This window comes from uncultured Rothia sp., assembly GCF_963507905.1.
Taxonomy (GTDB): Bacteria; Actinomycetota; Actinomycetes; order Actinomycetales; family Micrococcaceae; genus Rothia.
Genome location: NZ_CAUOUU010000022.1, coordinates 1 through 14,289 on the forward strand (window position 1 = coordinate 1; position 14,289 = coordinate 14,289).

Consider the following 14,289-nt stretch of genomic DNA (forward strand, 5'->3'; position numbering starts at 1 on the left):
AGCATCAAGATGCCTCTGAATTTCTTGTATTTCCTCAGCGGTGAGAGCACCATCAAGATATTCATAAAGGTTTTTGAGTGTTGTGGAACAGGGGTTGCCGCCACAATCTTCGGTAAGTGCCGTGCTATTCTCGGGTGTTTGCTCTTCCATAGCAGACTCCTTTCTTCCGAGTTTATAAAACTGAGCCTATTTCTTCTTCGCCGCTTTTGCTTCGACCTTTGCGATAGTCGAAGGGCGTAAACCATTTTCGCGAGCATAATCCAGTAATTTTTCGCGCAGAATGCGGCGTCCGCGGTGCAGCCGCGACATGACCGTTCCTAATGGAATATCCATAATCTCGGCGATCTCTTTATATGAGAACCCCTCGACGTCGGAGTAGTACACCACCATGCGGAAGTCTTCGGTGAGTGAAGCGAGAGCCTGCCGTACTTCGGTGTCCGGGAGCGCATCCAGAGCCTCCATCTCGGCTGAGCGTAGCCCTGAAGCATCATGAGCGCCCGCTTGGGCTAACTGCCAGTCTTCGACGGATTCCGTATGTGCCTGCTGTGGCTCTCGCTGGCGTTTACGGTACAGATTAATGTACGTATTGGTCAGAATACGGTACAGCCACGCCTTGAGATTGGTACCTTGCCTGTACTGGTGAAAAGAGGCAAAGGCTTTCGTATACGTCTCTTGAACGAGGTCTTCGGCGTCTGCCGAATTCCTGCTCATGCGTAAGGCAGCGGCATAAAGCTGATCGACGTATTGCATGGCATCTGCAGTGAAGCGCTCACGTAATTCACGAGGTGTGAGAGTCGCCGTCGCTTCTGCGGCGTTGGACTCGCTCATAGGTGCTCTTTTCTGTCGCGTAATGACTTTTGGGGGCCTGTGTACAGCATACCTTCGTGTGAGGCTTCGGGGAATGTAACGGCTCGCTCGAATGAATTATTCCCGGTATCCGCAGTACGATCATTAGCTGAAAGGCCAGATAATTCGATAAAGCAAAACCCCGGTGAAAGACCACCGGGGCTTACGTATAGCAAGATACCTTATGCGTTGGGGCGCTTACCGTGGTTTGCGCCGCCCTTACGACGGTCCTTGCGCTTACGACCGCGCTTGCTCATCAGAGCCTCCTTATAGTGTTCATGGATGCACGCCCCACCTTCGCGGTGCGCGCTCCCTATTACCTGCCCTAGCAGAGGCGGTCACCGAAAACCGGTGCTCCACGCTATAAGGGCAACGCCGTCTATTTTTTCATAGAAACGGCATGATTGCATCTTGGAACCGGGATATGAGCTAAAAAACACGAACTTTCTTCGCATCAACTCACAGTCCCGCCCCGGGGGAGCAGGCTCTTAGCCGTGCTCAGGAATGTTCAGCCAGTTGTACCAGCCGCGGTGCAGAACCAGCCACGCCATCAGACCATAACCGGACTGACCCGGACGACCATCATTCGCAGCAAGATCGTTGCGCCACTGCTCGTGGTGAAGCAGCGGGTTGAACGTATCCACGTACACGTGGTTACGGCGGGTCACCACATCCGCATACGCCGCCGACAGGTCAGCGATACGGCGGTTACGCTCAGCGTCCAGGGTCGGCGGCGGGCCAACAACCAGAACCTTAATGTTGTTCTGCGACGCCATGTCCACAATGTTCGCTAGGTTCAAACGCGAACGAGCGCTAGTCAGACCCAAATCAATGTCAAAGGTCGACGGAGCAATAATGAGGCGGTTATCAGCACCGGGAACGAAGCGGCGGCGCGCCTCCTCGAACCAGCGTGCATTCAGCTGCTCGCTACCTTCATTGGGGGCGGCAAGGTTATATGCCGCAATGGATGCAGTGGTCTGCGGGGTGCGCGCCATAACGCGACCAAACCAGCCCAGGGTACGGGGGTCGCCAACACCGGCGAGCAGGTCATCGCCGACTGCCACAATTCGAATATTGCGTTGCTCCACGGAATTCTTTCTTCAGCAGGATGCGCCCGCCGTGAGAGGCGGCAAGGCACGTGAGTAATAGTCTTCATATCTAGGATAAGCGCTCTTGAGCCTCTTTTCGAACTTAATACCCTCTTCGGCAAGCATCCGAGACTAAAAAACCCGTCTGCCCACCAGAAACATCTGACGGGAAGACGGGTTGTGAAGAGCTAAAACCTTAGCAGTTTAGCCGTAGAAGCCCTTAGCCTTCGAAGACCTGCTTGAGCAGAGCCTCAGCCTCAGCGGCGTGCAACTTACCGGTACCAGCAGCCGGGGAAGCAGCTGCGGGGCGGGACGCAAGACGCATACGGCGGTCGATCAGCGGCTGCAGGTTCAGAGCCATGAACGGCCACTGACCCTGGTTAGCAGGCTCATCCTGAGCCCACACAACGTCGGTAGCGTTCGAGTACAGAGCCAGCTGCTCCTTGATCTCGCTCTCGGGCAGCGGGTACAGCTGCTCCACCGAGACAATAGCGGTCTTGGTGTCGCCGCGGCGCTCGCGCTCTGCTTCCAGATCGTAGTAGAGACGGCCGGACACGAAGACCAGACGCTCAACCTGAGCCGGGTTGATGCCCGAACGATCGCCAATCACCGGCTGGAACGAACCCTCGGTGAAGTCCTCGACGGAGGACGAAGCAGCCTTCAGACGCAGCAGCTGCTTGGGGGTAATCACCACGAGCGGCTTGTACGGACGGTGCTGAGCGTGGCGGCGCAGCAGGTGGAAGTGCGAAGCCGGGGTCGAGGGGCATGCAACAGTCATGTTGTTCTCAGCGCACAGCTGCAGGTAACGCTCAACACGAGCCGAGGAGTGGTCAGGACCCTGACCCTCGTAGCCGTGAGGAAGCAGCATAACCAGCGAGGAACGCTGGCCCCACTTCTGCTCGGAGGAGGACACGAACTCGTCAATGATGGTCTGAGCGCCGTTCGCGAAGTCACCGAACTGAGCCTCCCACACCACGAGCGAGTCGGGGCGCTCCACCGAGTAGCCGTACTCGAAGCCGAGAACGCCGTACTCAGAGAGGAAGGAGTTGTAGATACGGAACTTGCCCTGGTTCTCAGAGAGGTGCTCCAGCGGCGACCACTCTTCATCAGTGATGTGGTCGTGCAGAACAGCGTGACGCTGAACGAAGGTACCGCGCTGAACATCCTGACCGCTCATACGAACGTCAGTGCCCTCCATCAGCAACGAACCGAAGGCGAGCAGTTCACCCATACCCCAGTTCACGTTGCCGGTGCGGCCCATCTCAACGCGCTGCTCCATGAGCTTCTTCAGCTTCTTGTGGACGGTGAAGCCCTCAGGAGCCTTACCGAACGCATCAGCGATGTGCTGCAGAGTCTCACGGGAGATTGCAGTCTTACCGCCGTGAACGACCTCGGTGTTCTGCTGAGCAGCAGGCAGTTCCAGACCGGAAACGTGCGCGCCAGCAGGAGCCGGTGCCGAAGACTGAGTCTCGACGAAGATAGCGTCCAGCTTCGAGTGGTAGGAGTCCAGAACTTCGTCTGCCTCCTCCTGAGAGACATCGCCGCGACCGACCAGATCCTGTGCGTACAGGGTGCGGGTCGAGGGCAGGACATCAATATCCTGGTACATCTTCGGCTGGGTCATCGACGGATCGTCAGCCTCGTTGTGACCGCGGCGGCGGTAGCAAATCAGGTCAATGACAACGTCGCGACCGAAACGCTCACGGTACTCGAATGCCAGGCGTGCGGCGCGAACCACTGCATCCGGGTCATCAGCGTTGACGTGGAAGACCGGAGCCTTGGTCATACGCGCAATGTCGGAGGCGTGGGTTGCGGTGCGGCCGTCGTTCGGCAGGGTGGTGAAGCCAATCTGGTTGTTCACCACAACGTGCACGGTGCCGCCGGTGGTGTACGCCTTCAGGTCAGCCATCTGCAGGGTCTCCATGACGATACCCTGGCCAGCGAACGCTGCGTCACCGTGAATCAGAATCGGCAGGACCGGGTGGCCCTCAACGCCCTGCTCGCGGTAGACGTCCTGCTTAGCGCGGACGATACCCTCGAGCACGGTGTTTGCAGCCTCAAGGTGCGAGGGGTTAGCAGCCACGTACACCTGGGTCTGCTTACCGGAATCGGAGGTGAAGACACCCTCGGTACCGAGGTGGTACTTCACGTCACCGGAGCCACCCTCGTAGGGTGCTGCGGTGCCGGAGAACTCACGGAAAATCTGAGCGTAGGACTTACCAGCAATGTTGGTCAGCACGTTCAGGCGGCCGCGGTGTGCCATACCAATGGCAACGCCCTTCAGGTCGTTGTTAGCGGCCTTGTCCAGGACAGCGTCCAGCAGCGGAATCAGGGACTCGCCGCCCTCCAGGGAGAAGCGCTTCTGACCCAGGTACTTGGTCTGCAGGAAGTTCTCGAATGCCTCAGCCTCAACCAGCTTGGAGAGAACACGCAGCTGCTCCTCGCGGGTGGGCTTAGCGACGCCGCGCTCCAGGCGCTCCTGGAACCATGCGCGAACCTCGGGGTCCTCAGAGTACATGTACTCAACGGACAGGGAACCGGAGTATGCCTCGTGCAGGCGCTCCAGGATGGTGCGCAGCGGCAGACGCTCGGAACCGCCGAAGCCACCGGTCGGGTAGACACGGTCCAGGTCCCACAGGGTCAGACCGTAGTTCTCCAGCTTCAGGTCCGGGTGCGAACGCATCTTGTAGCCAACGGGGTTGGTTGCTGCGGTCAGGTGGCCGTGCACGCGGTACGCGTGAATCAGCTGCTGAATACGTGCAACCTTGGAAATTTCGTGAGCGTCATCGACGTGGTTGTCGCGTGCCCAACGAACCGGCTCGAAAGGAACCTTCAGGTCGCGGAAGATAGCGTCGTAGAAGTCGTCGCCACCGAGCAGGTAGTGCTCAACCAGCTTCAGGAACTCACCGGAACCTGCACCCTGAATGACGCGGTGGTCGTAGGTGCTGGTCAGGGTGATGATCTTGGACAGGCCCTGCTGGGTGATGAGCTTCTCGGACAGGCCGCGGAACTCAGCCGGGTACTCCAGTGCACCCACACCGATGATGGCTGCCTGGCCCTTGGAGAGGCGGGGCACCGAGTGGACGGTACCGATACCACCGGGGTTGGTCAGCGAAACAGTGGTGCCGCGGAAGTCCTCAATGGTTAGCGCGCCGTTACGGCCACGCTTAACGATGTCGTTGTACGCATCCCAGAACTCGCGGAAGCTCAGCTGCTCAGCACCCTTGAGGTTCGGAACGACCAGGTTACGGGAACCATCGGGGCGGGGCAGGTCAATAGCCAGACCAAAGTTCACGTGTGCGTTGTGGATTGCAACGGGCTTGCCCTTCTCGTCCACACCGTAGGTCACGTTCATCGAAGGCATCGCTGCCACTGCGCGAATCACAGCGTAACCAATGATGTGGGTGAAGGAGACCTTGCCGCCGCGGGTGCTTGCCAGGTACTTGTTGATGGCAGCACGGTTCTCAATGAGCAGCTTTGCGGGGACCGCACGAACGGTGGTTGCGGTGGGGACAGTCAGCGACTCTTCCATGGTCGTGACAACTGCCTTAGCAGGGCCGCGGAGGGGGACAATCTTGTCTTCAACAGGTTCCACAGGTTCAGCCTTCTTGGTAGCAGCGGGAGGGGTGGGGTTAGCAGGCGCAGCCGCAGGCTTCGGTGCCGCGGGGGCGGGAGTTGCTACAGGTGCGGCAGGTGCAGCCGGTGCGGCGGGTGCCGCAGCAGGAGCTGCACTAGCGGTACCGGCGCCTCCCAGCGCCTTGTCGATGGTCTCAAAAATGGGCCACCATGAAGGGTCCACGAGGTTCTTGTCCTTCTGGTAACGCTCGTACTGTTCTTCAACGAACCATTCGTTACCGGCAAATTCCTCAGGCACCAGATGTTCTGGCAGATTGGGCACGTTAAACGCCTCTTCCAATTAGTGTGAATTTATCCGTCGCGTCCGGGACTCTCCCCGGCATAGACGACCCGCGTCTTCGAGGGGCGAATCATCACGCTGAGCATGTGCGCATCGCCTAAGATGGTGGCCGTATGTGCGGGGTGTGCACCGTACAAACCTGCCTAGCGTGCCGTGAACGTCGGGGTTCATCCGCTTGCATGGCGGCACACTCATGCTCCTATGTATAAGTGTAAAGAGAAGCACGGTGAACTTTCCAGCTCATCGCGCCATATCCGCAATGCAATTTTTCACTGTACGCGGTTCAAACGGTATTGAGGGTGCGCGCGGCTCACGCGTGTGCCTGTGAGCGGGCGCCCTAAGACGGGGGATAAGGGCGAAACCTTCGCTAAAATATTGGGTATGGATGACCCTTTGAGTAAGACCCCGAATACTAGTCAACGCAGAATACTGCCCGAATACTCGGCGCTCCGTACCGTGATGTTCCGTGCAGCTACCCGTGAAAACAACCCGCTTTCGAGTGCCCAGCATCTGGACACCTCCCGCGCGGTGGTGCTTCACCAGAACCGAGTCGCCGCACACCAGTCGATGGAGGCGGTGGCTGAGTGGATCTAATCCTCCTGCTCATCGGCCTACTCCTCATCCTGGGAACGGGCTTCTTCGTTGCCGTAGAGTTCTCCCTCGTGGCGCTCGAAACCGCCACCGTACAGCAGGCAAAGGACTCCGGCGATAAAGCCGCCGACGCTGTCCTGCGCTGCCTCAAGACGCTCTCCACCCAGCTCTCCAGCTGCCAGATTGGCATCACCATCACCACGCTGCTGACCGGTTACACCCTCGATTCCGCCATCAAGGCGCTCACCACCGGCGCCATCAACAGCATGGGACTGCCCACCAGCGTGACCGACGTGCTCACCCTGGTGCTAGCGATGCTCATCGCAACCCTGCTCTCTATGGTCGTCGGTGAGTTGCTCCCCAAGGGCCTCGCCATTGCCGAACCCTACGACGTGGCACGCCGAGTTGCCCCCGCGCAGCTCGCCTTCACCCGCATCATGTCCCCGCTTGTGCGCGTCATGAACGGCTCCGCCAACTGGATTCTCGGACGCTTCGGTATGGAAGCCAAAGAAGAACTCTCCGCGGCACGCACCCCCGAGGAGCTCTCCTCCATGGTGCGCCGCTCCGCAGAAGAAGGCACCCTCGACTCCGATGCGGCACGCTTCGTGGACCGCACTCTACGCTTCTCCGAGCTGACCGCCTCCGAAGTGATGACCCCGCGTGGACAGGTCGCCATGCTCGAAGACACCGCCCCCGTTGCCGAAGTCATCAAATTGGCACGCTCCACCGGCCACTCCCGATTCCCGCTCTACAAGGGCGACCACGACAACATCGTGGGTGTCGTGCACGTGAAGAAGGCAGTCGGCGTGCCCCCTGAGGTTCGTGAAACCCTCGAAGCCGGAGCTCTCGCAGAAGACGTGCTGCAGGTCCCCGAAACCCTGCACCTGGACGCGCTGCTCACCCAGCTGCGCCAGGGTGCCCTGCAGCTCGCCGTGGTCCTCGATGAATACGGTGGAACCGCAGGCATCGCAACCCTCGAAGACCTCGTCGAAGAAATCGTCGGCGAAGTCTCCGACGAACACGACCGCGGCCGCACCGAACGCCCCCTACGCTACGGCAACGGCGACTGGGTGTTCTCCGGCCTGCGCCGACCCGACGAAATCAACGCGCTCATCCCCGGACTCGAGGTTGAGGAAAGCCCCGAATACGAAACCGTCGGCGGCTTCATGATGGAACGGCTCGGCCGCATCCCCGAAGTAGGCGACAGCGTCCCCGTATCCTGCGGCACCCTGCGCGTGGACACCCTCGAAGGCCGCCGCGTGGACCGCATCCGATTCACCCCCGCACCTAGCGCACAGGAACAGACCGAGAAGGGAGGCCGCGCATGAACGACTGGGTAGCCATCGCACTGCTCGTCATTCTGCTCGCCGGTAACGCCTTCTTCGTCGCCGGTGAATTCGCCATCATGTCCACCCGACGAGCACAAATCGACCCGCTCGCCGAAGAAGGCAACAAGCGAGCGCAGACCGTTATCTACGCGCTAGAGAATGTCTCGCTCATGCTCGCCACCTGCCAGCTGGGCATCACCATCTGCTCGCTGCTGATTCTGAACGTCTCAGAACCGGCACTGCACCACATGCTGGAGGTGCCCCTGCACCTGGTCGGCCTGCCCCATGCGATCGTGGACGTAATCGCCTTCGGCATCACCCTGATCCTGGTCACCTACCTGCACGTGATCTTCGGCGAGATGGTTCCCAAGAACGCCGCCGTGACCCTCGCCGCCCGCGGTGTGGCTCTCTGGATCGTGCCGACCCTGGTGACCTTCTCCAAGATCTTCGCCCCCGTAGTCGCCCTGCTGAACAACCTGTCCAATAAGCTGCTGGCGCTCATGAAAGTCGATGCGAAGGACGAAGTCGCCTCCACCTTCACCCTGGGCGAGCTGCAGACCATCGTGGCAACCTCAACCGCGGAAGGCACCGTGGAGGACGACGCCGGCGTGATTGAAAGCGCCCTTGAATTCACCGAGAAGGACGTCTACGAAATCATGGTGCCCGGCGATAAGCTCGTCACCCTGCCCTTCGGCAGCACCCCCGCCGAACTGGAACGTGCCGTGGCACGCAGCGGCTACTCCCGCTTCGTCATTACCGACAGCGACGGAACCTACATGGGCTACCTGCACGTGAAGGACGCCCTCGCCATCGCCCCCGAGCGGTTCGAGGAGCCCTTCCCCTGGTACAAGCTGCGTTCCCTGGACACGCTCACCCCGACCACCGATATTGACGATGCGCTCGCCTCCATGCAGCGTAGCCGAACCCATATCGCGCAGGTTATGGATGAGCACGGCACCACCCTCGGTGTGGTCTTCCTCGAAGACGTGCTGGAGGAGCTCGTCGGCGAAATCAACGACACCACCCAGGACGCGGTGCGTGAGCGTGTACGCCGACAGCAGGCGCGCGAAGCCCAGTAATAAGCCCAGTAATAAGCCCAGTAGCCGCATCGTGAGATATCCCGAATAAAACGGGAGAATCTTGAACACACAGCCCGCCCGGTGCCCTCGTCAAGGAGAGCGCGGGGCTGGCTGTTTTGCGGTCAAAAACGGCTTATGGATGCACCCAAGGGGCACTCTCAGACGGCGGGATGAAGCGGCAGTATAAAGTAGCGGTGGGGGAGCGCAGTAGGCTGAGCTAACTATCCCTGTTGCATAAGCTACTGACAGGGAAAAGGGTTGCCTAACAGTACCCAAATGACACCAATAAAGAGTTGTTTATACGGGTGTGCGCATGATGTAGTTAAGAAACCTACAGACTAGAACGAAACCGAAAGAGAGCCCTCATGTCGCACCCGAAGATCACCCGCAAGCACTTCCTCACCGCAATGGGCTCACTCGCCGCGTCCTCCCTGCTGCTGGCAGGCTGCGCAACCGAGAACAAGACCTCCTCCGGTTCGTCCTCCTCGGCTGGCTCCAACGGCAAGGTGAAGGTTGTCGCCTCCACCGACGTCTACGCAGACATCGCCAAGCAGGTCGGCGGCGACTACGTTGAGGTGACCGCGCTGATTGCCTCCACCAGCACCGACCCCCACTCCTACGAGGCCACCAGCGCTGACCGCCTCAAGGCGAAGGACGCATCCCTGATCGTCATCAACGGCGCAGGCTACGACCTGTTCCTCGAAGACCTCGCCGGCAAGGACAACACCTCCCAGAAGATCGTGAACGCGGTCAAGGTCAGCGGCAAGCTCACCGACGCCGAATACACCCACCTGGTCGAGGACCACCGCGGCGGCGAACACCACGAAGACGGCGGCGACCACGCCCACGCACACGAGTTCAACGAGCACCTGTGGTACGACTTCGAAACCATGAAGAAGGTCGCCCAGCAGATTGCTGAAGAGCTCGCAGGCCTCGACTCCGCACACGCTGAGGCATTCCGCACCAACGCATCCACCTTCTCCAAGGAACTGGACGCACTGGACACCACCGCTAAGGCAATCGCCGGCGAGGGCAAGAAGTACCTGTCCACCGAGCCCGTGCCGGACTACCTGATTTCCTCCACCGGTGCAGAGAACGCAACCCCCAGCGAATTCGCTGAAGCAGCCGAAGCCGGTAACGACGTTCCCGCCCTCGTCCTGAAGGAAACCAAGGACATGGTCACCGAGAAGAAGGTCCAGCTGCTCGCCTACAACGAGCAGACCTCCACCTCCCAGACCAATGAGGTGCTGCAGGCAGCTAAGGACGCCTCGGTGAACTACGTATCCTTCACCGAAACCCTGCCCGAGAACACCAACTACCTGGCATGGATGAAGACCAACGTCAGCAACCTCGAAAAGGCGCTCTCCTAAGTGACTGACAACAATAACGGTGCCACCCCCGCGATTTCCATTCGCGGGGGTAGCCTCGCTTTCGGGGCCCGCACCCTCTGGAAAGATCTAACCCTCGACATCGGCGCTGGCGAGTACTTCGCCGTGCTCGGACCCAACGGCTCCGGCAAGTCCACCTTCCTGAAGGTCGTTCTCGGCCTGACCGGACTCAACGCCGGCGAGATTTCGGTGCTCGGCAAACCCGCACGCCTGGGCAACGCCGGCGTCGGCTACGTGCCGCAGCAGAAGTCCATCCCCACCTCCACCCCGATGCGCGCCCGCGACCTCGTGGGACTGGGCGTAGACGGGCATCGCTGGGGCATCCGCCTGCACGGCCGCAAATACCGCGCCAAGGTCGACGAACTCCTCGAAGCCGTCGGCGCGACCGAGTACGCGAACGTCCCGGTGGGCCTGCTCTCCGGCGGTGAGCAGCAGCGCCTACGCATTGCCCAGGCGCTCGCGAACGACCCAAAGATTCTGCTGGCCGATGAGGCGCTCCTCTCCCTGGATCTCAACCACCAGTACGCGGTGGCTGAGCTGATTCACCGGTTCAACCGTGAACGCGGCGTGGCGGTGGTGTTCGTGACCCACGAAATCAACCCCATTATTGAGCATGTGGATCGTGTGCTCTACCTGGCGAACGGCAGGTTCACGGTCGGCTCGGTGGAAGAGGTCATGACGAGCGAGACCCTCACCTCCCTGTATGGAACCCCGGTGAGCGTGCTCAAGTCCAACGGCCGCTACGTGGTGGTGGGCGAGACCCACGCCAGCGACCACTGCCATATTGAGGGCACCGACCAGAACGTTCACGGATCCCACCTGAAGTCTGGCCCGTCCGAGACGCAGCGCACCCTACACCTTCCGGGAGGAACCACTCGATGACCATTCTTGCTTCCCTTCCCGCCCTGGCTCCGGTTGCCGCCGCGCAGAATGATTTGCTGTCCCGCATCTTCGTTTTTGACCGCTACGGCGAGCTGCTGCACATGCTGCAGAACTCCATTTTTGCTGGCGCCGTGCTGGGCCTTATTGGTGGTTTCGTCGGCATTTTCGTGATGATGCGCGACCACGCCTTCGCGGTGCACGGCATCTCTGAAATGTCTTTTGCAGGTGCCGCCCTGGCGTTGCTGCTCGGCTATGACGTGGTGACCGGCTCCATGGTTGGTTCGATTGCCTCGGCTCTGCTGATTGCCTTTCTGGGTTCTAAAGCGAGCAATTCGAACTCGGTCATTGGTGCGCTCATGCCGTTCGGCCTGGGTCTAGGTATTCTTTTCCTTTCCCTGTACCAGGGTCGTAGCGCGAATAAGTTCGGTCTGCTGACCGGTCAGATCGTGTCTGTGGATGCCGACCAGCTGCACACCATGATTATTGGTGCGGTGGTTATTATTTCCCTGCTGGTGATGGTGTGGCGTCCGCTGAGTTTCGCCTCCCTGGACCCGGAGGTTGCGCGCGCTAAGGGCGTGCCGATGCGCTTCCTATCCCTGGTGTTCATGGTGATTCTGGGTATTGCTGTGGCGCTGTCGGTGCAGGTGGTCGGTTCGCTGCTGGTGCTGGCGCTGCTGATTACTCCGGCGGCTGCGGCGATGCAGGTGACGGCTTCTCCGGTGCGCACGCTGATCCTGTCGGTGCTGTTTGCGGAGGCGTCCATTGTGGGTGGTATTCTGCTGGCTCTTGCCGGTTCGCTGCCGATTAGCCCCTACGTGACCAGTATTTCCTTCCTGATTTATGTGGTGTGCCGTGTAATTGGTGGCGTGAAGCGTCGCCATAGCGCGTCGGGCCGCCAGCTGACTGAGAAGGCGTAGGAACTATAAGAAAGAGCCCCACCTCGGGAATGAGGTGGGGCTCTTTCGTTGTCGTGCATAGGTGCCGCGGTGAAGGGGGATGTCCCGGTGCGGCGTGGGCTTAGTCTGCGTGGGGTTGTGTAGCCCTGTCCAGATGCCCTGTGTGTCGTGCTGTGGTGGCGTCAAAGATCTTTGAAAGCGCCGTATCCTTCAGTGAGAAGGTTTTCCTCCTGAATGGGGGATAGCTCCTCAGAATGAGGGGCTTAGGGGTTGCGGCTTAGCCTGCAATGTTAGCGTGTAGCGTTAGCGTGCAGTGCCGCCCTGCGATTCTTCCTCGCGACGTGCCAAAGTGCAGTCCGGGCAGTAACCGGTCACTTCAACCACGTGCTCCAGCTCCGAGAAGCCGTGCTGCTTGCCCATGGCTAGTGCCCAGTCCTCAAGGGCGGGTGCTTCCAGCTCAATGGCGGTGCCGCATCGGCGGCAGAGCAGGTGGTGGTGGTGATCTTTCACCCGGCAGTGGCGGTACAGGGTCTCACCCTCAATACCCTTGACCGAGTCCAGCTCACCGGCGTTAGCCAGCGACTGCAGCACGCGGTAGGTGGTTGCGAGAGAGACCTGTTCCTTGCGGTTCGCGAGGGTCAGGTGCAGATCCTGTGCTGAGATGAAATCGCCGAGCTCTTCCATGGTCGCCTTGATGATGCGACGCTGGCGGGTATTTCGGGCTTCGGCGGGCTTCGTAATTCTCCGTACGGGAATATGAGTGTCCATTGCTGAACCTTTCGGGGTGGAGATCCGCCCCATTGTGTGGTCGATCTTGTCTTACGACTTTACACTAGAGGCGTTCAAAAGGTGGTTGATTTGCGGCTTATCTCAAAAGTTGAAGCCGCCTCGGGGCGGGTGCGGAGGTTCGCGGTAGACTAAAACTATGAAGATGACGAAGTACACCCACTCATGTATCCGCCTTGAGAATGAGGGGCGCACCCTCGTTCTTGACCCCGGTAACTTTGCCGCTGAAGGCGAGCATGCCACCGCGCTGGAAGGCGCTGATTACCTGTTCGTGACCCATGCGCATCCGGATCATTTTGATGGCCCGTCGGTGCTGCCGCTGATTGCTCAGCGCGCCGAGTCGCAGACCCCGCTGAAGATTTGGGCTCCCGAGGCTGTTGCCCAGGTCATTAAGGAGGCTGTGCCCGCCGCCGAGGTCACTGTTGTTTCCGCTGATTCTGAGTTCAGCATCCCCGGTTTTGAGGTGAAGACCTTTGGTGGTCAGCACGCCCTGATTCACCCGCTGATTCAGACCATCGCCAATGTTGGCTATCTGATTAACGATGCCGTGTACCACCCCGGCGATTCGCTGGTGGTTCCTCACCGCGTGCGTGCGAATACTGTTCTGGTGCCGATTCACGCGCCCTGGTCGAAGGTTCAGGAAGTCATCGATTTTGTGATTGCGACCGGCGCTCAGCGTGTGGTTCCGATTCACAACGGCATGATTAACCAGAACGGCACCGGCATTATTGAGGGCCTGGTGACGAACTTCAGCGCGAAGTACGGCACTGAGCTGAAGCACCTGAACCCCGGTGAGAGCATTGAGGTTGAGGCGTAAGCCTGACCGTTGAGCTTCAACCGCGCCGATGACGGCGCATGAAGGAGAGTATTGTGAGCACGATTTTTACCAAGATTATTGACGGCGAGATTCCCGGTCGCTTCGTCTGGAAGGATGACCAGTGCGTGGCGTTCATGGACATCATGCCCCTGTCGGAAGGTCACCTGCTGCTCGTTCCCCGCGCGGAGATTGACCGCTGGCCCGACCTGCCGGCTGAGCTGGCAGCGCACCTGTTCGCTGTGGCGCACAAGATTTCTGGTGCCCTGGACCAGGCCTTTGATAAGGACCGTGTGGCTCTGATGATTGCGGGCTTCGACGTTCCGCACACCCACATCCACCTGTTCCCGGCTGACGGCATGGCTGAATACGATCCCGCTAACGCGAAGAAGGACGCAACCGCCGAAGAGCTGGACGCGGCCGCTGGGAAGGTGCGTGCCGCCCTGCGCGAGCGCGGCCACGGAGAGTTCGTGCCCGAGGCGTAGGCGCCGTTTGTAGCGCGCGTATCAACGCGAAGGAGCCGCCCTCTACAGATCTGTAGAGGGCGGCTCCCTCGTTGCTAGCTATATCCCGTTGCTATATCCCGCTGGGGGGGGGGGGGAAAACGATACCCCCCCACCTTTTCAGCCCTGGGAATCCCCTCCCCCCGGCCCCCTGTGTAAAGTTTCGCGGAGG

General features: G+C 60.0%; 14 protein-coding genes. 8 read left to right on the plus strand and 6 right to left on the minus strand.

Translation table 11 applies throughout. The features are described 5' to 3' along the window. The 5 genes from RQ593_RS09280 to RQ593_RS09295 all read right to left on the minus strand — a co-directional run. On the minus strand, nt 1–150 hold a 150-nt coding region (locus RQ593_RS09280; protein ID WP_311450472.1), incomplete at its 3' end, for a zf-HC2 domain-containing protein. Between the two features lie 36 nt (nt 151–186). Continuing rightward, the gene (locus RQ593_RS09285) at nt 187–828 is read right to left on the minus strand and encodes a sigma-70 family RNA polymerase sigma factor (RefSeq protein WP_004005002.1); all 642 of its coding nucleotides are present in this window, start codon (nt 826–828) and stop codon (nt 187–189) included. Nucleotides 829–1,028: 200 nt separating this feature from the next. After that, nucleotides 1,029–1,103 (minus strand): 50S ribosomal protein bL37, encoded by a 75-nt coding sequence (locus tag RQ593_RS09480; protein ID WP_095343185.1) that lies wholly within the window; start codon nt 1,101–1,103, stop codon nt 1,029–1,031. A 231-nt stretch (nt 1,104–1,334) separates the two neighbouring features. Then, nucleotides 1,335–1,934, minus strand: coding sequence for a GDSL-type esterase/lipase family protein (locus tag RQ593_RS09290; protein ID WP_005505446.1), 600 nt, complete (start codon nt 1,932–1,934; stop codon nt 1,335–1,337). 220 nt (nt 1,935–2,154) lie between these two features. Then, nucleotides 2,155–5,832, minus strand: coding sequence for a multifunctional oxoglutarate decarboxylase/oxoglutarate dehydrogenase thiamine pyrophosphate-binding subunit/dihydrolipoyllysine-residue succinyltransferase subunit (locus RQ593_RS09295; protein ID WP_311450464.1), 3,678 nt, complete (start codon nt 5,830–5,832; stop codon nt 2,155–2,157). A 411-nt stretch (nt 5,833–6,243) separates the two neighbouring features. On the opposite strand from RQ593_RS09295, the gene RQ593_RS09300 reads away from it, so the two are divergent. The 6 genes from RQ593_RS09300 to RQ593_RS09325 all read left to right on the plus strand — a co-directional run bounded on the left by RQ593_RS09300 (nt 6,244) and on the right by RQ593_RS09325 (nt 12,035). Next, the gene (locus RQ593_RS09300) at nt 6,244–6,444 is read left to right on the plus strand and encodes a hypothetical protein (RefSeq protein WP_303949787.1); all 201 of its coding nucleotides are present in this window, start codon (nt 6,244–6,246) and stop codon (nt 6,442–6,444) included. Next, nucleotides 6,435–7,769, plus strand: coding sequence for a hemolysin family protein (locus tag RQ593_RS09305; protein ID WP_311450465.1), 1,335 nt, complete (start codon nt 6,435–6,437; stop codon nt 7,767–7,769). The genes RQ593_RS09300 and RQ593_RS09305 overlap by 10 nt, the downstream gene beginning before the upstream one ends. After that, complete coding sequence (locus tag RQ593_RS09310; RefSeq protein ID WP_311450466.1) at nt 7,766–8,848, plus strand: hemolysin family protein; 1,083 nt, start codon at nt 7,766–7,768, stop codon at nt 8,846–8,848. The genes RQ593_RS09305 and RQ593_RS09310 overlap by 4 nt, the downstream gene beginning before the upstream one ends. 365 nt (nt 8,849–9,213) lie before the next feature. Then, complete coding sequence (locus tag RQ593_RS09315) at nt 9,214–10,218, plus strand: metal ABC transporter solute-binding protein, Zn/Mn family (RefSeq protein WP_311450467.1); 1,005 nt, start codon at nt 9,214–9,216, stop codon at nt 10,216–10,218. Next, nucleotides 10,219–11,118 carry a metal ABC transporter ATP-binding protein gene (locus RQ593_RS09320; RefSeq protein WP_311450468.1) on the plus strand — a complete coding sequence of 300 codons (900 nt, stop codon included), beginning with the start codon at nt 10,219–10,221 and terminating at the stop codon, nt 11,116–11,118. Then, nucleotides 11,115–12,035, plus strand: a complete 921-nt coding sequence (locus RQ593_RS09325) for a metal ABC transporter permease (RefSeq protein WP_311450469.1) — start codon at nt 11,115–11,117, stop codon at nt 12,033–12,035. The genes RQ593_RS09320 and RQ593_RS09325 overlap by 4 nt, the downstream gene beginning before the upstream one ends. Nucleotides 12,036–12,317: 282 nt before the next feature. Here the strand turns inward: RQ593_RS09325 and RQ593_RS09330 are convergent, their stop codons facing one another. Continuing rightward, nucleotides 12,318–12,782 carry a Fur family transcriptional regulator gene (locus RQ593_RS09330; RefSeq protein ID WP_298593895.1) on the minus strand — a complete coding sequence of 155 codons (465 nt, stop codon included), beginning with the start codon at nt 12,780–12,782 and terminating at the stop codon, nt 12,318–12,320. 157 nt (nt 12,783–12,939) lie between these two features. On the opposite strand from RQ593_RS09330, the gene RQ593_RS09335 reads away from it, so the two are divergent. Further along, nucleotides 12,940–13,617, plus strand: coding sequence for an MBL fold metallo-hydrolase (locus RQ593_RS09335; RefSeq protein ID WP_311450470.1), 678 nt, complete (start codon nt 12,940–12,942; stop codon nt 13,615–13,617). A 53-nt stretch (nt 13,618–13,670) separates the two neighbouring features. Continuing rightward, nucleotides 13,671–14,099, plus strand: a complete 429-nt coding sequence (locus tag RQ593_RS09340) for an HIT family protein (RefSeq protein ID WP_311450471.1) — start codon at nt 13,671–13,673, stop codon at nt 14,097–14,099. Nucleotides 14,100–14,289: the final 190 nt, after the last annotated feature.